The 19,291-nt window shown below is 70.5% G+C and carries 16 protein-coding genes; 4 read left to right on the top strand and 12 right to left on the bottom strand.

The annotated features are described in order from the left end of the window. Positions 1-6: 6 nt before the first annotated feature. The 4 genes from AB4Y75_RS02375 to AB4Y75_RS02360 all read right to left on the bottom strand — a co-directional run bounded on the left by AB4Y75_RS02375 (position 7) and on the right by AB4Y75_RS02360 (position 4,500). Positions 7-2,091: an endo-beta-N-acetylglucosaminidase gene (locus AB4Y75_RS02375; protein WP_441434288.1), complete on the bottom strand. Its 2,085-nt coding sequence runs from the start codon at positions 2,089-2,091 to the stop codon at positions 7-9. Positions 2,092-2,268: 177 nt separating this feature from the next. Next, positions 2,269-3,105 carry a shikimate 5-dehydrogenase gene (locus AB4Y75_RS02370; protein ID WP_441434287.1) on the bottom strand — a complete coding sequence of 279 codons (837 nt, stop codon included), beginning with the start codon at positions 3,103-3,105 and terminating at the stop codon, positions 2,269-2,271. 73 nt (positions 3,106-3,178) lie between these two features. After that, entirely contained in the window at positions 3,179-3,301 is a 123-nt protein-coding gene (ykgO, locus tag AB4Y75_RS02365) for a type B 50S ribosomal protein L36 (protein WP_287902055.1), read from the bottom strand. A 29-nt stretch (positions 3,302-3,330) separates the two neighbouring features. Next, entirely contained in the window at positions 3,331-4,500 is a 1,170-nt protein-coding gene (locus AB4Y75_RS02360) for a GTP-binding protein (protein WP_441434286.1), read from the bottom strand. A 219-nt stretch (positions 4,501-4,719) separates the two neighbouring features. On the opposite strand from AB4Y75_RS02360, the gene AB4Y75_RS02355 reads away from it, so the two are divergent. Together AB4Y75_RS02355 and AB4Y75_RS02350 are read left to right on the top strand one after the other, a co-directional pair. Further along, positions 4,720-5,874, top strand: a complete 1,155-nt coding sequence (locus AB4Y75_RS02355; protein ID WP_441434285.1) for a glutamate--cysteine ligase — start codon at positions 4,720-4,722, stop codon at positions 5,872-5,874. Positions 5,875-5,992: 118 nt separating this feature from the next. Further along, positions 5,993-6,325 carry a TfoX/Sxy family protein gene (locus AB4Y75_RS02350; protein ID WP_441434284.1) on the top strand — a complete coding sequence of 111 codons (333 nt, stop codon included), beginning with the start codon at positions 5,993-5,995 and terminating at the stop codon, positions 6,323-6,325. A 7-nt stretch (positions 6,326-6,332) separates the two neighbouring features. Here AB4Y75_RS02350 and AB4Y75_RS02345 read toward each other — a convergent pair whose 3' ends face one another. After that, the gene (locus AB4Y75_RS02345; protein ID WP_441434283.1) at positions 6,333-7,232 is read right to left on the bottom strand and encodes a LysR family transcriptional regulator; all 900 of its coding nucleotides are present in this window, start codon (positions 7,230-7,232) and stop codon (positions 6,333-6,335) included. A 122-nt stretch (positions 7,233-7,354) separates the two neighbouring features. Here AB4Y75_RS02345 and AB4Y75_RS02340 point away from each other — a divergent pair, with 122 nt between their 5' ends. After that, positions 7,355-8,053 (top strand): type 1 glutamine amidotransferase domain-containing protein, encoded by a 699-nt coding sequence (locus AB4Y75_RS02340; protein ID WP_441434282.1) that lies wholly within the window; start codon positions 7,355-7,357, stop codon positions 8,051-8,053. Between the two features lie 106 nt (positions 8,054-8,159). Here the strand turns inward: AB4Y75_RS02340 and tsaD are convergent, their stop codons facing one another. From tsaD to alr, 5 genes are all read right to left on the bottom strand, one after another. Next, entirely contained in the window at positions 8,160-9,257 is a 1,098-nt protein-coding gene (tsaD, locus tag AB4Y75_RS02335) for a tRNA (adenosine(37)-N6)-threonylcarbamoyltransferase complex transferase subunit TsaD (RefSeq protein ID WP_441434281.1), read from the bottom strand. Next, complete coding sequence (gene rimI, locus AB4Y75_RS02330; RefSeq protein ID WP_441435242.1) at positions 9,254-9,724, bottom strand: ribosomal protein S18-alanine N-acetyltransferase; 471 nt, start codon at positions 9,722-9,724, stop codon at positions 9,254-9,256. Before rimI ends, tsaD begins: the two co-directional genes overlap by 4 nt. Positions 9,725-9,792: 68 nt before the next feature. Next, positions 9,793-10,497 carry a tRNA (adenosine(37)-N6)-threonylcarbamoyltransferase complex dimerization subunit type 1 TsaB gene (gene tsaB / locus AB4Y75_RS02325; protein ID WP_441434280.1) on the bottom strand — a complete coding sequence of 235 codons (705 nt, stop codon included), beginning with the start codon at positions 10,495-10,497 and terminating at the stop codon, positions 9,793-9,795. Continuing rightward, positions 10,494-11,069: a tRNA (adenosine(37)-N6)-threonylcarbamoyltransferase complex ATPase subunit type 1 TsaE gene (tsaE, locus tag AB4Y75_RS02320; RefSeq protein ID WP_441434279.1), complete on the bottom strand. Its 576-nt coding sequence runs from the start codon at positions 11,067-11,069 to the stop codon at positions 10,494-10,496. Before tsaE ends, tsaB begins: the two co-directional genes overlap by 4 nt. Then, a complete protein-coding gene (alr, locus tag AB4Y75_RS02315) occupies positions 11,066-12,301 on the bottom strand; it encodes an alanine racemase (RefSeq protein ID WP_441435241.1) in 1,236 nt (411 codons plus the stop codon). Before alr ends, tsaE begins: the two co-directional genes overlap by 4 nt. 207 nt (positions 12,302-12,508) lie before the next feature. Here alr and mshA point away from each other — a divergent pair, with 207 nt between their 5' ends. Further along, the gene (mshA, locus tag AB4Y75_RS02310) at positions 12,509-13,720 is read left to right on the top strand and encodes a D-inositol-3-phosphate glycosyltransferase (protein ID WP_441434278.1); all 1,212 of its coding nucleotides are present in this window, start codon (positions 12,509-12,511) and stop codon (positions 13,718-13,720) included. A 136-nt stretch (positions 13,721-13,856) separates the two neighbouring features. On the opposite strand, the gene AB4Y75_RS02305 is transcribed toward mshA, so the two are convergent. After that, positions 13,857-15,455 carry a glycoside hydrolase family 32 protein gene (locus tag AB4Y75_RS02305; RefSeq protein WP_441434277.1) on the bottom strand — a complete coding sequence of 533 codons (1,599 nt, stop codon included), beginning with the start codon at positions 15,453-15,455 and terminating at the stop codon, positions 13,857-13,859. A gap of 82 nt (positions 15,456-15,537) precedes the next feature. After that, the gene (locus tag AB4Y75_RS02300; protein ID WP_441434276.1) at positions 15,538-19,224 is read right to left on the bottom strand and encodes a glycoside hydrolase family 32 protein; all 3,687 of its coding nucleotides are present in this window, start codon (positions 19,222-19,224) and stop codon (positions 15,538-15,540) included. Positions 19,225-19,291: the final 67 nt, after the last annotated feature.

Raw genomic sequence — 19,291 nt, 5'->3', positions numbered from 1 at the left:
CCGGACTCAGCCCAGCCGGACCGCCGTCGCCGGACCGCGCACACCTGCCGCGGAGATCGGCACCACGGAGAACGTCCGTCCCTCCCCGAGATCGACGCCCGGGGAGAAGAAGGCGTCCCGGTGCGTCCTCCCGAGCCACTGTCCGCCCTGGAACACGTCGTAGGCGGAGGCGCCGCTGCTGAGGGTCCAGGTGAACTCCACGTCCGTCCCGCCTCCGACCGTCCGCACGGCCAGGCCCTTCACCGGGACCGGAGCCGGTGTGGCGCCCGCCTCCCGGAAGGACAGGCGTCCGAGCCGGCCCGTGCCGCTGATCCGCAGCGACAGCCGCACGACGGCGTCCCGCTCGGCCGGGATGGCGCCGCGGTACGGCGCCCAGGGAGCGGACGCCCCGCCGTCGCGCTCCAGAGGACGCCATTCGATGCGTCCGGGCCGGGAGCGCCGGGTGACGCCCACTTCGAGAGTCAGGCCGGGCCCTGCGATGACCTCCACCTGCACCGCGCGGCTCTGCCGCAGCTCGGTCTTGAACAGGTGCAGCACCCCGGAGCCGGACACGGAGAGGCTGTGCCCGCTGTCGTAGGAGGCCGTCTCGTCGAGCGCGACGGCGAGCCGCCCCTCGGTCCAGTACTGCCAGCTCAGTGAGGGGTCGGCGATGCCCTGGTTGTCCCAGCCCCGCGCGCTGACCGTACGTCCACCGATGCTGAAGGACGACCCGACGCCCACGTTGAAGGAATTCACGATCGGCAGCGAACCGTATGGCGAGCGTTCGACCACCGAGTGGGCGATGCCATCCCATTGGCGGTAATTCAGCACATCGCTGCGGTACGGAGGCTTCCTCGCATCGAGACGGCCCGACTCCGCGGGATTCCCGGTGGGACCCGACCAGAACTTCTGCTCCAGATCCCGGTACCGCGCACGCCCCTGAGGATCGTGCACCTCACCGCGGTGTGCGGCGTCCAGCCAGAACTCGCTGTCCACGAAGAGGGCCACGGACATCGGCCCCGGCTTGCCCGGCGCGGCCAGGTCACCGAAGCACTCCATCGGCCGGAAGCCGCCCTTCTGATGCTCCACGCCGGCAAAGCCGACCTGCCGGGGATCGAACCCGGCGGCCTTGGTCGCGGCGACGCTGTTCTTCAGCCCCGGATCGACCCGGGGCCAGTCGTAGTTGATGAAGATGGAGTCCACGGCGCGGTCCTGCGGAGTGCCGAGCGAGGGCAGGTTCCGGGCGTTGAGTTCGTTCTGGTAATCCAGCTCACCGCTGTCCGGGAGCACGGCGTCGTAGTACTGGAGGTAGAAGCCGGGATCGACCGACTTGATGTACCGGAACAGCTCGAACAGCTTCCCCACCTGGGCCTTGGTGATCGAGGCCTCCTGGTTGATGAAGAGCCCGTCGAAGCCGAAGTACTTCTTCAGCTCCACGATCTTGTCCCCCACCGGGAAGGTGCCGTCCGGGCGTTGCACCAGGAACTCGTCGAACGCCGTGGTGCTGCGCGGCCAGAACCAGCCGCCGATGGCGCGGGCGCCGTTCTTGTGCGCGGCTTCGGTCCACCCGGGATTCGGGATGTCGATGACGCCGTAGTCGCGGTTCGGTGCGGAGGGGTCCTTCACCACCTCGTCCGGCACCGACGCGAGGACCTGGCCGTGCCACGTTCCCCAGATGTCGATGTACGGCCAGTACCGCTGGGTGTAGACGTACGGCTCCTGGCCGATCGCCTGATTCCGTCCCTCGTAGACCGAACCCGCGTCGTCGATCGTGAGAGTGGACAGCTGGACGGCGGGGTCCAGGTCGGGACGGGCCTGGGTCGGCGCGAACGGGGCGATCCGTTCGGCGCGAGGGATGAGGCACCGCAGATGCCGCCCCCAGGGAGTGGTCGCCGGGTCGAAGTCGAGCAGGTCACGGGGATTCCATCCGAAGGTGGACGGTCCCGCGGGAATGCCGCCGCTGCCCGGAACCGGAGTCCCGGGTGGCGTCATGGCGGGGTGCACGCCCGACGGTGTGCCGCCGGCCGCGGAGGCCGCGGGTGCCGTGGCGAGGCCGAGCACTCCGGCCAGGCCCGCTCCGCCCACGGTGAGGAAGGTTCGCCTGCTAGTCATGCTGGAACTGGACATTCAGATACCGCCCTTCAGGTCGCTGGCGGCGCAACGCTGCGCCGCTGCCAGGAACTATAACGGTTTAGCAATGAGGTGCCAAGGGTTCCGGACAGGAGCGCACAGAGTGCTACGAGGCCTGCGGAGGGTACGGGACGGGAGCCGCGGAGCCGGTCTGAGGCGTCACGCCTCCTGGCGCGAGAACTCGCTCGCCTCGCGGACCAGGTCCGCGTCGGGCCGGACACCCGTGTAGAGCACGAACTGCTCCTCGGCCTGGATCGACGCCACCTCGGCGCCAGTGATCACCCGCTTGCCCGCGGCCCGGGCGGCCTTCAGGAGCGGGGTCTCGGCCGGCATGGCCACGACGTCGAACACGAGCTCCGCCGCCTCGATCGCCGGCAGCGGGAAGGACAGTGCGTCCTCATCGGCGCCGCGCATCCCGAGCGGAGTGACGTTGACCAGCAGCTGGGCCTGCGTGCCATCGGCGAGGCGGCCGCCGTCGTCGTCGGCCTGCCAGGCGAAGCCGTAGAGCCCCGCGAGGGCGCGCCCTTTCTCCTCATTGCGTGCGACGACGGTGACGTTGCGGAAGCCCGCGTCCCGGAACGCGGCGACCACGGCCTTGGCCATGCCGCCCGATCCGCGCAGCATGACGGACAGGTCGCTCGGCACCCGGTTCTCGGCGAGCAGTCGCTCCACGGCCTGGTAGTCGGTGTTGTACGCGGTCAGGACGCCGTCGTCGTTCACGATCGTGTTGACCGAGTCGATCGCGGCAGCCGAGGGGGCCAGGCGGTCGACGAGCGGGATCACAGCTTCCTTGTACGGCATGGACACGGCCGCCCCGCGGATCGGCAGCCCGCGGATGCCCTGCACCGCCGCCGCCAGATCGGCGGGCGCGAAGGCCTTGTAGACGAAATTCAGGCCGAGCCTCTCGTAGAGGTAGTTGTGGAAGCGCGTCCCGATGTTGCTGGGGCGCGCCGCCAGGGAGATGCAGAGGGTCATGTCCTTGTTCAAGATGGCCATGCGCTCATTAAACTGCACCACCGGCCCCGGAGACCGGCCCGGCGCCGGGAAGACACCGGGCCGGTCTCACATCTCAGCCCTGACGGGCCTTGAAGCGGGGGTTCTTCTTGTTGATGACGAACGTCCTCCCCCGGCGCCGGACCACCTGGGCGCCCGGGATCTTCTTGAGGGCTCGGAGCGAATTGCGTACTTTCATGACGGTTCCTTTGCTTGTTCCAGTGGGGGTCAGAGGCCGGGCCAAGTGCCCGGATCGCGCTCGGGCAATCCGAAGGGGTCCGGGAAGCGGGCCGGGTTGAGGGCGAGTTCGGCGTCACTGAGCTGGCATGAATCCAGCAGCCGCGCGACGGCGCCCGGGTCGACATCCTCGGCCCGTCCCGTCACGGCGACGACGGCGGCGTCCCCGGCAAGGCGCGTCGCCTCCCCCGGCGCGGGGAAGAGTCCCGCGAGGCCGCCAGGCCGGGGACGCTCGGCCGGCTCCATCCACACGCGCGGCCCGACCCCCTGGAGGGCCACGCTCCGGTAGCCGGGCGAGGCCAGCCTGAGCGTGCCGCGCAGCCAGTGCGCCCCCTGAGCCAGCTCGGGAAGCCGCTGATGCAGCCGGAGCGGATGCAGCGGCCGCTCGAGGCGGTGCACCACGGTGCGGAAGTCACCCGGGTTCAGGGGGTGATCCTGCGCCCGCGGCGCCCGGACCGCCCCGGGCTGCGAGCGCGACAGCGCTTCCGCCCGGTCGTGACAGCCGGGCTGGAACTCGTCCCCGGATCCGAGGACGGCGGCGTGCGGGACGAGGTGCCCGAGCAGATGCCGTCCCTGCAACCACGACGAGCCCTCGGCGGTCAGTGCCGGGGGAACCTCGGAATCCAGGTCCGCGCTGAGGGAGGTCGACAGCCCGGAAACGGTCAGCACGGTGTCCCCCAGCGCGAACTCGCCCACCAGGAACTCACCACTCACCCGGTCATCCGATGGCATGGGGGTGAATCCGGCGTCATGAAGAGTCCTCGGATCCCAGATCTGATCCTCCAGCTCGGAAGGATCCACGGCCACCAGGACGTTGTCCACCACCAGATCCTCGGGGCCGTTGATCCGCAGCTCCTCCAGGACCAGCCCCGCGGCCACGCCGGGCGGAAGGCCGAGCACCAGGTGCGGGCAGCCCGCCCGGGCGAACTCACGCACGGCCGGCACCACGTCCAGACGGACGGTGCACGCCAGGCAGCCGTGTTCCAGGAGGCGTTCCTGACGGTCGACGATCCGGTCACGGAAGTGCACCCGGCGCAGCACGCGGGAGTCGGGAAGCAGGTCGTGGAGCACGAGCACCGAATCACGGTGACCTCGGCCCACGAGCCTCACGGCCTCCGCGCGGCAGTGGCTGTCCAGGGAACTGACCAGAGTGAGATGCATGGAACGAGCTTATGTGAGAATGATTCTCATTAGCAATTCGGGGCCTGTGATGTCCCCGGGGCGACACCCGGCGTCATGTGTCAGCGCGTGACGCATCTCCCGCCGTCACGCAGGATTCACCAGCTCGGCGAAGGCCTCCCGCATATTAGACTTACGCAAGCATCGGCATGGTCTCCTGACCGCCATTCAGAGGAAGCCGGGCAAGAAGGAGGGGACCAGGTGCAGATCGACTTCGCAGACTCGGAGCAGTCCACACTCGGCATTGAATGGGAACTCGCCCTGGTCGACGGCCAGACCGGCGAACTCGCGTCCGTGGCCCAGGAGGTCCTGGATCAGGTCACCGCCAATCACCCGGGGCTCCAGGACGGCGAAGAACACCCGCACATCAAGCAGGAGCTGCTTCTCAACACCGTGGAGCTCGTCACCGGCGTGCACCACACGGTCGCGGAAGCCAAGGCGGACCTGCAGCGCTCCCTGGACGCCGTCCGCGAAGTGACGGACCCCATGGACGTCGAGGTCTTCTGTGCCGGCAGCCACCCCTTCAGCCCTCCGCAGCTGCAGCCCGTCACGGACAAGGAGCGCTACGCCAAGCTGATCGACCGCACCCAGTGGTGGGGCCGTCAGATGGTCATCTACGGCGTCCACGTCCACGTCGGCCTGGACCACCGCAACAAGGCCCTCCCCGTCATGGACGCGCTGCTGAATTACATGCCGCACTTCCAGGCGCTCTCCGCCTCCAGCCCTTACTGGGGCGCCGAGGACACCGGCTACGCCTCGCAGCGCGCCCTCATGTTCCAGCAGCTTCCCACTGCGGGCCTGCCGTTCACCTTCCAGTCCTGGGGCCAGTACGAGGACTACGTCTACGACATGTTCACCACCGGGGTGATCGACACGGGCAGCGAGATCCGCTGGGACATCCGCCCCGTGCCCGCCCTGGGAACCATCGAGATGCGCGTCTGCGACGGGCTCGCCACGCTTGAAGAGGTCGGCGCCATCGCCGCGCTGACCCAGTGCCTCGTCGAGGAGGCCTCCCAGCAGCTCGACGCCGGCTGGGCCATCCCCACCATGCCCCGCTGGTTCCTCAAGGAGAACAAGTGGCGCGCGGCCCGGTACGGCCTGGACGCCATCATCATCCTGAACCGGGCGGGCGACGAGCTCCTCGTCACCGACCACCTGCGCAACAACGTTTTGAACCGGCTGGAGCCCATCGCCGCGAAGCTCGGCTGCTCCGACGAACTCGCCCATGTGGACAGGATCATCGAGCGCGGCGCCGGCTACCAGCGGCAGCGCAAGGTGGCGGCAGCTAGCGACGGCGACCTGCACGCCGTCGTGCTCGACCTCATCCAGCAGATGCGCAAGGGCCCCGACGCCTGATCCCCCACGCGAAGGAACACATCACGCCCTTTCCGCGAGGTTTTCAGGGCACGAACTGTTCCTTCGCGGGGAAGCGCAGGCCATTGCCGCTCCACCGTCCCGGTGCGACGATGAGGGCGTGGCATACGACCAGGAACTCGCGGCACGGATCCGGTCCGTCCTGAACGGCACGGTGGACTTCACCGAGAAGAAGATGTTCGGCGGGCTCGCCTTCCTGGTGGGCGGCAACATGGCCGTGAGCGCGAGCGGCCAGGGCGGCCTGATGCTGCGCGCGGATCCTGGTGCCAGCGACGAACTCTGCTCCCATCCCGGCGTCGAGCGCGCGGTCATGCGCGGCCGGGCGATGGACGGCTGGCTCCGCGTGGCGGACGACGTGACCCACGACGACGACGCGCTGGCCCGCTGGGTGGGCGTCGGCGTCGACTACGCGTCCTCACTCCCGCCCAAGTGATCCACACTCAGAGATCGCCCCAGGACGCGGCCAGCTCCACCAGACGACGGGAGACGCGCGCCGCCGCCGGCGTGGGCGGGACACCGGCCTGCCGCGCCAGGTAGATCGTGTTCAGCGGGGCCACCACCGGCTCATGGAGCAGTTCGGCCTGCCCGCTGCTGACAGCGGGCGCGGCAAGATACCGCGGAAGGACCGTCGCCCCGGCGCCCGCGACGACGGCGGCGAGCACCGCCCGCAGGTCCGGAACCAACAGCGCCACCGGATTCCGGGGCCGCTGGCCGAATTCACTGCGCCAGTACCGGCGGATGATGGGCAGTTCTTCCGAGTAGGCCACCAGCGGCACGGACGCGAGCGCCTTCAGAGGCGAGGACGCCAGCAGCTCCCGGTCCACACGCCGCGCCACTCCCGGCGCCGCGATCAGCACGAACTCTTCGTCGATGAGCGGCACGGCGTCGACGCCGTCCGTCCGGGGCCGGACCGAGGACAGCACCAGATCCAGCCGTCCCGCCGCGAGTTCCGGCAGCAGCGTCTCCGGATGCCCCGGCAGGAAGCGGAGCTGGAACCCGGGCCCCGCCAGTCCGGAGAGCCCCGGGACCAGGCGCGCCGCCGTGATCTCCGCGGCGGCGCCGATCCGCACCGTGCCCGACGATCCCTCCGCCTCATCCTCCCGGAGCGCGGCGGTGACTTCATCCAGGTGTGTGCCCAGCCGCTGCGCCAGCCGGTCGGCCCGGCCGGTCGGAACCACCCCGTGGCCCGTCCGGAGAAACAGGTCCTCCCCCAGTTGCTGCTCCAGCCGGCGCAAGTGGCCGCTGATCGCCGGCTGACTGAGTCCCCGTGCCGCGGCGGCCGCCGTCAGCGACCCGCGCCGGTAGATCTCCAGGAAACTCTGCACCACGTCAAGATTCATTCCGCAAGTCCTCCATCATAAGAAATCTTATGAGAGCGGAAAGTTAATGGGAAGAATCTCGATGAGCGATGGCTTCACTCCATACCGACTGATCGTCGTCTCCCCCTCGATTGGAGCCCCTCATGAAACGCATCCTCATGGTCCTCAGCGCCGCCTCGGAACTCCGCCTCTCCGACGGCACCCTCCACCCCACCGGTTACTGGGCCGAGGAGGTCGTGGTGCCGCACCGGCTGTTCAGCGACGCCGGGCTGAGCGTCACCTTCGTCACCCCGGGAGGAACCGCCCCGACGGTCGACCCCATCAGCCTCAACGAACAGGGCGGTGTGGAGCCGGAAGCCGCGGCGGATCACCGAGCGTATCTGGACGGGATCGCCTCCTCACTGGCGAGCCCCCTGGTTCTGGAGGACGTGACGCCGGACCAGTTCGACGCGCTCTTCCTGCCGGGCGGGCATGCCCCCATGGCGGACCTGGTGGACCACCCGGCGCTGGGCGCCCTGCTCGACGCCGCCGATCGCGACGGGATGCCCGTCACGGCGCTGTGCCACGGCCTGGCCGGACTGCTGTCCGCACGGAACAGCGGCGGCTTCGTCTTCGCCGGCCGGCGTCTCACCTCGTTCAGCGACCTGGAAGAGCAGCAGGGCGGCCTCGGGGACCTCTCCCCGTTCTTCCTGGAATCCCGCCTCCGGGAGAACGGCGCCACCGTGGTGACCGATGCCCCGTGGTCATCCCACCTCGTGATCGACGGAAACCTGATCACCGGTCAGAACCCGCAGTCCAGCGCGGTCACGGCCAACGCTCTGATCGACGTCCTGGCCGTCTGACGTCCTGACGTCCTGACGCCGCCGCCTCCCCCGCGAACCGCCAGTAGGTGCCCTTATCCGACCGGGATTCGGGCACCTACTGGCGGTTCGCGGGCAACGAAGCCGGTTACGGCAGCAGGACCGTGGACACCGGGAGAGAGGAATCCGGCGCGAAGCCCAGGCTCGACGGCTCGGCCCCGTCCATCACGAGCCGCGACGCCAGCGCCGCCACCATGGCGCCGTTGTCCGTGCAGAGGCTGATCGGCGGCACGTGCAGGGTGATCCCGTTCGACGCGCAGCGCTTGGCCGTCAGTTCACGCAACCGCGCATTCGCCGCCACGCCGCCGCCCAGCAGCAGCTCCGTGATGCCGTGCTCCTTGCACGCGAGCATCGCCTTCGCGGTGACCACGTCCACCACGGCCTCCTGGAAGCTCGCCGCGATGTCCTCCACCGGCGGCTCCTCGCCGCGGGCCTCGAACTGCTCCACGCACCGCGCGACGGCGGTCTTCAGCCCGCTGAACGACCAGTCGTAGCGATGGGGGCCGGGCTCGTCGGCGGTGCCCATGTACTTGGGCTGGGTCAGGCCGCGCGGGAAGCGGATGGCCTTCGGGTCCCCGTCCCGGGCGAGCCGGTCGATCACCGGGCCGCCGGGGTAACCCAGCCCCAGCAAGCGGGCGACCTTGTCGTACGCCTCGCCCGCGGCGTCGTCGATCGTGCTGCCCAGCAGTTCGACGTCGTGGATGCTCCGCACCCGCAGGACCTCCGTGTGCCCACCGGAGACGAGCAGTGCGCCGAGGTTCTCGGGCAGGGTGGCGGAGCCCTCCGGACCGGGCGCGAAGACCTGCTGGTCGAGCAGCCCGACCGCCACATGCGCCACCAGGTGGTTGATCGCGAAAAGCGGCTTGCCGGTGGCCACGGCAAGCGCCTTCGCGGCACTGACGCCGACCATGAGCGCGCCCGCCAGGCCGGGTCCGGCCGTCACGGCGATGCCGTCCAGTTCGTCCAGCGTGACCCCGGCTTCCTTGAGCGCAGCGTCCAGGGCGGGGACGATCGCTTCGAGGTGCGCCCGGGACGCGATCTCCGGGATCACGCCGCCGAAGCGCACGTGCTCGTCCATGGAGGACGAGACCGTGTTGCTGAGGAGCGTGCTGCCGCGCACGATCCCCACGCCGGTCTCATCGCAGGAGGATTCGATGCCGAGGATCAGCGGTTCGGTTCGGTTCATGGCTTGCCTCCGTCGTCCTGCCCGGCGTTCCGTCCCGCTTCGGGGTCCAGCACACGCCGCATGATGAGCGCGTTGACCCCGCCCTTGTAGTAGTTCTTCCGCACCGCGATCTGTTCGAAGCCGAAGCGCCGGTAGAGCTCCTGCGCCCGAGGGTTGTCCTCGCGGACCTCCAGCAGCATGTCGTCCGCCTTCCCGTGGGAGGCCCGCTGCAGGAGCGTCCGCAGGAGCGCGGAGCCGATCCCCCGGCCCTCGAACTCCGGGATCACGGCGATGGTCTGCACATCGGCGATCGGCGGGATGCACATGAGCCCCGCGTAGCCCACCACGGTGCCGCCGATGGTGGCCACGAAGTACTCGCGGGTGTCCCGCTGCATCAGCTCGGCCTCGAACATGTCCAGGGGCCAGGCGTCCTCGGGGAACAGCCGCAGCTCCAGACCGTGCACCACGGGGAGATCGTCCGGGGTCATCCCCCGCAGGCTGAAACCGGGATCGCGTTCATCCACCGTGTAGCTCCTGGGCGACTCGTCGTTCCCGCTCACAGAGCCCGCTTCCTCGGGCCGGGCACCTGCGCATCCGACTCCCGCAGATACAGCGGTTCGGTGTCCAGGAGCTCTTCGCCGCGGGCCATCCTCCGCAGGGCCAGCGTTCCGAGCGCGACGGCGCCGGGCTGGGTGTGCGCGAAGCCCGGCGCCGGGGGCAGGGCTTCCGGGTACAGGCCCGCGCCCGCGCCGTAGACCACCGCGTCACTCGCCTCGGTGCCGCCCACCAGCTCGCCGAGCGGGACTTCGGCCGGGACCTGCACGTGGGGGCCGTCGAGCAGGACCGGGGTTCCGGCGTCGTCGGCATAGAGCGCCCAGTAGACCTCTTTGCGGCGCGCGTCCGTGGCGACCAGGAAGCGTTCCGGCGCCCCGGCGGCCACCGCCTCCGCGGCGATCGCATCCAGGCTCATGACGCCGTGCACGGGGATGCCCCAGGCGAAACCGAGCGTCCGCGCCACCGTGAGGCCGGCACGCAGCCCGGTGAACGGGCCCGGGCCGACACCCACGATGATCGCGTCCAGATCACGGCCAGTCAGACCGGTCTCCGCGAGGAGCGCGGCGACCGCCGGGGCGGTGACCTCGGCGTGGCTGCGGGTGTCCTCGGTGGCGAAGCGGGCCAGGACCTCGACCCCGTCGGCCGCGGTCCGGAGGATGGCGGCGCCGGCGATGGCGGAAGTGTCGATGGACAGGACTGTCGTCACGGGGTGTCCTCCTGCAGGGTTTCTGATTCGTCGGCGTCCCGGGCCCAGGCCGGGCGTTCGGCCCAGCGGTCCCCGAACGCGGTCACGGTGAGAGCACGGGGTTCGTCCTCGTCCTCGAAGTCGAGGATGATCCGTTCCCCGGTGTCCTGGCCCGTGGCGCGCTCCAGGTCGATCTCCAGGCGGCTGGCGGACAGCTGCTCGGCGCGGTCCCGGCCCCACTCCACCACGGTGACCGAGGTGTCCAGGGTCTCCTCCAGATCGATGTCCTCGAGCTCTTCGGCGCTGCCCAGCCGGTAGGCGTCCACGTGCACCAGGTCGGGGCCGCCGGGGCGGGGCCCTTCCGGGAGGTTCGGGTGACGGCGGGCCAGAACGAACGTGGGCGAGATGATGCCTTCACGGACACCGAGGCCCCTGCCGAGGCCCTGGGTGAACGTGGTCTTCCCGGCGCCGAGTCCGCCGCTGAGGATGAGGAGATCACCGGCGTCCAGCGTGGCGCCGATCGTCTCGGCGAGCGCCTGCGTCTCCTCCACATCGGCCACGTGAAAGGTCGCGGTCCAGAGGGCCTCGCTCATGCGCCCGTCTCCTGCCCGGTGTCCGTGCTGCCTGCGGGTGCCGCGTCGGGCGCGGCCTCGCTGTCCACATAGACCCGCGGGACGCGACCGCTGATCCGGGTCACGATCTCGTAGTTGATGGTGCCGGCCGCCGCGGCCCAGTCGTCGGCGAGCGGGCCGCCGTCGCGCCCGGAGCCGAAGAGCACCGCCGGCGTCCCCACGAGGGCGAGCCGTTCCGCGCCGTCGAGTTCGACGTCCAGGTCCACCACCATCTGGTCCATCGCGATCCGGCCCACCACGGGGTACGTGCGGCCGGCGAGGCGGACGGGACCCCCGGTCGCGATCCGCGGCACGCCGTCGGCGTAGCCCAGCGGGATCAGCGCCAGGGTGCTGGGCGCCTTGGTCCGGTAGTTCAGCCCGTAGGAGACGCCCTGCCCCTCCGGGACGGCCTTGCAGTTCGCCACCCGGGTCTGGAGGGTCATGGCGGGGATGAGGCCGAGATCGTCGCTGCGCTGGTCGGCGAACGGCGAGAGCCCGTACACGCCGATGCCCACCCGGACCAGGTCGAAGTGCGCGTCCGGGCGGGTGAACGTCGCGGGGGTGTTGGCGAGGTGGCGGACCTCCGGGTCGATGCCGGCGTCCTCGGCGAGCGCGAGCGCCTCACGGAACACGTCCAGCTGGCGGTCCGTCTCCGGGCGGTGCGGCTCATCGGCCACGGCGAGGTGGGAGAAGATGCCCACCACGCGCAGCAGACCCTGGTCCTGGTAGTCGATGGCCTCACCGATGAGCTGGTCCCAGGACTCGACCGTGGACCCATTCCGGCCGAGGCCCGTGTCGACCTTGAGGTGGACGCGGGCCGGGCGCTCCACGGAGCGGGCGGCGGCCACGATGTGTTCCAGTTCCCAGCCGGAGCAGCCGAGATCGATGCCCGCTTCGATGGCCGCGGTGAAGTCCGTCTCCGGGGTGTGCAGCCAGGCGAGCAGCTGTGCGTCGATGCCGGCCTCCCGCAGGGCCAGCGCCTCGCTGACGTGAGCGGTGCCCAGCCAGCTCGCTCCGCCGTCGAGCGCAGCCTGTGCGGTGCGCAGCGCACCGTGCCCGTAACCGTCCGCCTTGACCACGGCCATGACCTTCGCCGGCGCCGCGATCTCCGCCAGGCGGCGGACGTTGTGCCGGATGGCGGCCAGGTCGACGATGGCCGCCCGTTCCGGGATGGCGGTGCCGTCCTGCGCTGTCACCGGGTGGCTGTGCGGCACGGTCGGGGAAGTCGGGGTCTCGGAAGTCACCCGTTAAGTCTAGGTGCGCGGGCGGGCGCTTTCCCGGTGCCACCGCGTAGCACTCGTCACGGGGCCGGCGTCACCGCTCCGGCGTCGCGGGCGTGACACCACGGAGCGGTAAAGTCTCTGAGGGACGTCAGCTTCCACCGTCCCCGCCGAAACAGACCTGCGAACCAGGGAGGGACCATGCCGCCGATCAGCCGCGTCGCTTTCCTCTCCCTGCACACCTCGCCGCTGGAACAGCCGGGTTCCGGTGACGCCGGTGGGATGAACGTCTACGTGCGCTCGCTGGCGTCCGCGCTGGCGAAGTCCGGCGTGGACGTGGAGATCTTCACCCGGGCCGTGGACCCCGGGCAGCCCGAGGTGGAGCATCCCGAACCGGGCATCTGCGTCCACAACATCCAGGCCGGCCCGCGGAAACGGATCCCCAAGGAACAGCTGCCGTCGCTCATCCACCACATGGCGGACGAGGTGGATGCCATCCGGGCCCGGCAGGCCCAGGGGCATTACCAGCTCATCCACTCCCACTACTGGCTCTCCGGGGTCGCCGGGCTCCATCTCGCGCGGGCGTGGCAGGTGCCGCTGGTCCACACCATGCACACCATGGCGCGGGTCAAGAATCAGCATCTGCACTCCGGCGAACATGCCGAGCCGGAGAACCGGGAACAGGGCGAGCAGTGCGTGGTGGACGGCGCCGCACGGCTCATCGCCAACACCCGGGCCGAGGCGGAGGAGCTGCACTCCCATTACGACGCCTCCCCCGCAGCCATCGACGTGGTGGCGCCCGGGGTGGATCTCGACGTGTTCTCCCCCGAAGTCCCCGTGGCCGGAGTTTCCGGGGGCTTCCACGTGGTCTTCGCCGGGCGCATGCAACGGCTCAAAGGCCCGCACATCCTGGTGCAGGCCGCGGCCATGCTGCGGGCCAGGCGACCTGACATCCCCCTCCGACTGACGCTGCTGGGCGAGCAGAGCGGCAGCCGTCAGTACGACCTCGGCTCCCTCATCGCCACGAGCGGCATGTCCGACGTGGTCACCCGCCTGAACGCGGTTCCCCGCGAGGAGCTCGCCGCGTGGTTCCGCGCCGCGGACGTGGTGGCCATGCCGTCCTACAGCGAGTCGTTCGGGCTGGTGGCACTCGAGGCGCAGGCCTGTGGCACACCCGTGCTGGCAACCCGGGTGGGCGGGCTCGCCGATGCCGTGGACGACGGCGTCAGCGGCATCCTGGTGGACGGTCACCGGATCACCGCCTGGGCCTCCGCCCTGGAACGCCTGTACGACGACGTCGCCCTCCGCACCGCGCTCAGCCTCGGCGCCCGCCGCCACGCCTCCGCTTTCGGCTGGGACAGCGCCGCCCGCGCCACCCTGGCCTCCTATCGCAAGGCACTGGACGCCGGATGACGGGTGGTCCGGCCCCGCCGTCGTCCCACGCGGGCCTCGAATCTCCGATCTCCCCTCCGACCCACCCTTGCGTGGAACACCCACGGAAATTTCCGTGGGTATTCCACAAAGCCGGGGGTCGATCCGGGTGCCCCGCCTACCTGACCCGGAGCTCCCGGATCGTGAGCCCGCGGAAGGTGGCTTCGCCGTCGTTCGCATAGAGCCGGATGCCGTCGTCGCCCTCCAACGGGAAGACCCGGTGCGAATGGACGACCGTCCCGTCCCCGACGAACAGCTCGACGCTCGTCCGGTCCACCAGGACGCGGATCGCCAGCCGTCCCGTCGACGGGTCGATGGGGGTCTGGGACTCACCGCCCGTCGGATTGATCGTGGGCCGGCGGTTGACGTAGCTGAACGGGCCACGGAGGTAGGCGCCCACGGCCACGTGCCGCCCACCGCCGGGAGCACGGCACAGCTCGAGCCCGATATTGGACGGCGGCGCCGACGGATCCCACACCAGTTCGCAGCTCAGGTCGTAGGCGCCGGAGCGGATCGTGAGGTCCCGGGTGCCCCGGACCCGGACGTCGCCGAGCCAGTGCGTGCGCGTCATGTACGAGGCGAGCGCGGCGGGCGGACTCGACGCGAGCTGGTAGCCGCTCCCGGTGCGGACCAGGCGGAGTTCCCGGACGATCATGTCGTCCCCGTTGTACCCGTCCGTGGCGAGCGTGGGGGTGTTGTGCGGGTAGTCCCAGAAGTTGGCCCAGCCGATGACACGCCGGAGCGCGGGATTCTCCGCGCCGGAGGCCAGGTGATCCGGATAGGTGACGGCGCCGTAGAAGTCGAAACCCCAGTCCAGCCAGTGGGGTTCGTCGTGATCCGTGGTGAAGGACGCTCCGTCGAACGTCCCGGTCCAGTACGCGTAGGTGGCCGGCAGCCCGCGTCCCTTGCCGTTCGCGCTGGTGCCGAGAACCCAGTGAGCGCTCCCGTCGTCCGCGGTCATCCGGAAGAGGTCCGGGCATTCCAGCAGCCCGATGTCGGTCCGGACGAACTCCCCCACCCTCGCCCAGGACCGCAGATCGGACGAGGCGTAGAAGCCCAGCTTGTGGCCTTCGGCGTTGACGAGGATCCAGCGCCGCCGCTCGGCGTCCGAGACCACCTTCGGGTCCCGGAAGTCGGGGACGCCGGGGTTCGGCAGCACCGGCTCCGTCCCACCCGGGAGGAAAGTGCGCCCGCCGTCGGTGGAGTGCCAGAGGTACTGGGCCTGCTGGCCCTCTGGGGCCTGGGTGACGACGGCGATCACCGCGCCCCTGCCGTAGCCCGCGGTGTTCCCCTCATCCACCACGAGACTCCCCGACCAGCAGTCCCCGTTGGCGTTGGTGAACTTCGGGATGGCGACGCCCCGGTCCCGGAAGGACACGTGGTCCCGCGTGGTGGCGAGCCGCCAGGAGGTGCCGCCACCGCCTGCGAGGTAGTCCCCGTTGTAGAGGTAGTAGTACAGATACTCACCGTTGACGTAGACCGGCCGCTGGGGGTCGTTCTTCCAGTTGTCCGGGACGCTGAGATGGAATTCGGGCCGCTGACGCATTCGTCCTCCGTTCGTTGCCGGCGCCGCCTCCGCGGGCGAGCCGGTGAGAGGAACCGCCAGTGCCGCGACGGCGGCCGCCCCGGCTCCCGTGACGAGGGATCGCCTGGTCATCCCTGGTCCCTCGCCCGTGCCGGCGGCCGGGCTGCGGTCCTTGCTGATGGATCTCCTCATGTCTCCTGGTCCTTTCTCGGGATGATGCTGCTCTCGGGTGACGCTGCGCTGGGGATGGTGCTGCTGCTCGTGGTCACGGCGCTCAAAGCGGCGTGACCACCACGTCCTGGTAGGCGGCCCTGCCCCCGAATGAGTTCAGGCCCACCCGCCCGGACGTCAGGCGGGAGTCCGTCACGTCGATCAGCGGCGACCCGTCGAGGGAGACGGTGATCCGGTTCCCCACGATCGAGGCGTCCACCCGGTACGAGGTGTTCACGGCGAGCGGGAGCGGCACCGACGCGAGCGTCCCGGTGGCGGGATCCAGGGACCCGTTGATCACGGCGAACACCCGGACCAGCCCCAGATTGGGGTCGACGTTGACGTAATAGGCCGTGGAACCGTCGGCCGAAGAGCGCAGCAGGATCGAGCCGGCTCCGCCGTAGCCCCGCTCGGGCGCCGGGTCCTGCCCTAGCAGCGCGCCCGTGTACGGCACCGTGCCGAAGCGTGCCGTGGCCTGCACCCGCACATCGGACAGCGTGGTCTGTCCCAGCGCGGTCGAGTCCTGATCGAAGGTCCCGGACAGGCCGGCGCCCGTGCTCTCCCAGCGGCCGCCGGGGACCACCGTGTACGGGCCGAGGTTCTGCCGGGCCGTGCCCGTGAACGGCGCGAGCGGGGACTGCGGTGGCACCGTGCTCTGCGGGACGCCGCCCAGCCGGAACGTGTCGGCCAGCTGATGGACCTTGACGGACACCAGGCGTGCCGTGCCGCCGCTCGTGGAGAAGGACAGGCCGGTGGAGGACGGGTCGGGGAACACGAGCGACGTGATCGCCGCGGTGCCGTCGCCGCCGAACACCTCCACGGACGAGGCGTCCACCAGGATCCGCAACGTCACGCGCTTCTCCCCGCCGACCGTCGTCGTGCTCCAGGGTGCCGTGCTGTCATCGGCCGCGGAGGAGGCGAAATAGCGGGAGAAGTCGGCCCGGCCGGAGGCCGTGCGGCCCACGGTCACCGTGTTCGCCGGGGCGTCGTAGCGCACCGCGGTGCTCTGCGAGCCGTCCTGCCGCAGGCCGAAGGTGAACGACGACGCCGCCCCCGCCGCCGGGAGCCCCACCTCCGCCTCGACCTCCACAGCCCGTCCCGACACCGCGGCGAGCGGATTGGCCGAGGTGGGCGTCACCTGGACGTCGGTGGTCTGCCAGGTCAAGGACCGCAGTGCCTGTTCCTCGGCGACCGGCGCCTGCGAGAGCCGCAGCCCCACCCCGGGGACGCTGACCAGTTTCAGCTCCCGCGGGATGCTGAGCTGCCCGTTCCAGCGGCCCATGGGAGGGCTGAACGCGTAGTCCCAGTTGCTCATCCAGCCGAGCTGGATCCGTCGGCCGTCCGGGGCGCCGAAGAAGCTCATGGCGGCGTAGTAGTCGCGGCCGTGGTCGGCCTGCAGGACCTGGGCGGCCGTGGTGTCCGGCGTGAACGTGGCGCCGTCCCAGGTCCCCGTGACGTACTGCGCGGAGGACCCGTTGGTGGCCCGCACGGCACCGGTGCTCCAGTACAGGACCCAGCGTGTGACCCCGGGCTGTCCTTCCACCGGCATCTGGAACAGATCCGGGCATTCCCAGACGCCGCCCCGCACCCAGGCCCCGTACCCGAAGGTGCTCGCGAACGACCAGGTCTTCAGGTCGGTCGAGGTGTAGAACCGAAGATGGTCCCCGCCCGACACCGTCATGACCCACCGGGCCGTGGCCGGATCCCAGGTGACCTTGGGGTCCCGGAAGTCCCAGCCACCCGTGGCCCCGCCCGGATTCTGGACCACGGGCGACTGCTGGACCTGCCGCCAGCTCCGGCCCTTGTCCGTGCTGTAGGCGGCGCGGATCGACTGGTTGCCATTGGGCAGATCGTGATTGAACGAGGTGTAGAAGGCGACCAGCCCGCCGCCGGGGACGCCCGCGAACAGGCCGCTCGCATTGGAGGAGTCGACCACGGCCGAACCAGACCAGGACTCCAGGCCGTCCATGACGGGGAGGGCGATCGGCAACGGCTTCCAGTGGAGCAGGTCCGTGCTGACGGCGTGCGCCCAGCGGCCCCGGTCCTGGTGGAAGAGGTGGTATTCGCCGCCGAAGTACACCAGGCCGTTCGGGTCCGAGGCGTTGCCCGCATTCTGCGAGTAGTGATAGCCGGGCTGGTAGAGCCCGTTCATGTAGTCGCCCGCGGCGTCCGCGCTGACGTTCTGGAAGACCGCGCTTCCCCCTGTCGTCAGCAGCGCGACGCCACTCCCGGCCGCTGCGGGCACCGTCCCGGAGAGGACACTCACGCCGTCGACCAGCACCGTGGCCGAGCCGCCCTGGAGGGTGAACTGGACCCGGTACGGCTGTGCCGCGGAGGCGAAACTGCCGGCCGGGAGCGTGCCGGAGCGGATGACCGTGCCCGTGGACCGGTCGTAGAGGGCTGCGAGGCCCGAGGCCGGGGTGATCCTCAGTTCGGTGCCGCCCGTGCCGTCGGTGTTGCTCCGGGCCACGACGGAGGCGGTGGCCGGCGAGGCGGCGCTCAGGTCGAGGGACACGACGACGTCGGAAGCGACCGCCGGAACGTACCGCACCGCGGGGGTGGCCGCCGCCGTCGCGCGCACCCCGGCCGGGTCCGGCTCCCAGCTGCCGGAGGCGGTCCGCCAGCCCTGCAGGGACGTCTGCAGACCCTGCAGGTGGAGGGCCTGGAACACCGCGGTGCCGTTGTAGGACAGGATTCCGAGGTGGCCCGATCCCACGGTGGAGTCGGTGGCGGTGATGACGGGCAGGGCGCCGTTCGGGGTCAGGAAGTCGGTCTGCCAGTGCACGGCCAGGCGGCTGCCGGTGGCGGTGACGCGGAGGCGGTAGATCTTGTTCAGGGTGATGGTGGTGGCGTAGGCGCCCAGGGTGACGTTGTCCGCCACCCGGTAGAGGCGGAGCCGGCCCGCGTTGGGGTCCACCTCTGCCGCGTAACCGGTGGTGGCGCCGTCGTCGGTCCGGAAGAGCACCGCGGCCACTCCGTACGGCGACGTGAGCTGGACCGAGGTGCTGAAGTCGACGTCCGCCGGAGACTCCCCCGTCGCGACCGCCCTGATGTTGGCGCCGGACGGGGCGGCACCCCGCAGCCCGGCCGAAGTCGCCTGCCAGCCGGCATCCGCCGACCAGCTGTCCAGATCCGTCTCCACGGTCCGGACCCCCGGCGGTCCGAACCGCACGGTCCCGTTGTACGCGTGCAGTCCGACGCGGCCGCGCGTGTAGCGCTGGTCGGTGACGTCGAACCGCTGCACCCCGTCCAGTTCGATGTGCAGGCGTGGCCCGTCGAGGTGGACATCCACGGTGTACGCCTGTCCGGTGACGAGCGGGACCGACACGGGGGCGGCGACGTCCTGGCCGGTCGCCAGGTCGAACAGCCGCAGACGGTCCAGGTTCGGATCCACAGTGATCGCATAGCCCGAGGAGGCGTCAGCGGCGGCCCGGAACAGCAGCGCGCCCACCCCGTAGGGCGACGCCGGATCGACCGTCACGGTGGCGGTGTACCGGGCGGTACCGGCCACCTCCTGCTCACCGACCGCGGGGGCGTTCTGGTTCGCGGCCGCGACGGCGGTGTAGCCGCCCTGGGCCGTCCGGGTCCAGGTTCCGGCCAGGCCCGTCAGATCGGGCATCGTGCTCGTGGTGCTGCCCGCGGTGAGCGGAGCTCCGGAGCCCAGTGCGGTGGCGGGCGCGGCCGGCGAGATCGCCAGAAGGGCCGTGCTCAGCAGGATGGCCGGAAGTCCGGCGGCGAGAATCTTGCGCATGGGATCACCTTTGATCGGGACGTTCTCGGTGGATGTTCTCGGTGGACGTGCTCGGAGGTCCGGGGCT

Source organism: Arthrobacter sp. RAF14, assembly GCF_052114185.1.
GTDB lineage: Bacteria > Actinomycetota > Actinomycetes > Actinomycetales > Micrococcaceae > Arthrobacter_E.
Note: the sequence above shows the minus strand (reverse complement) of the source record. Positions and strands in the feature narration are given on the sequence as shown.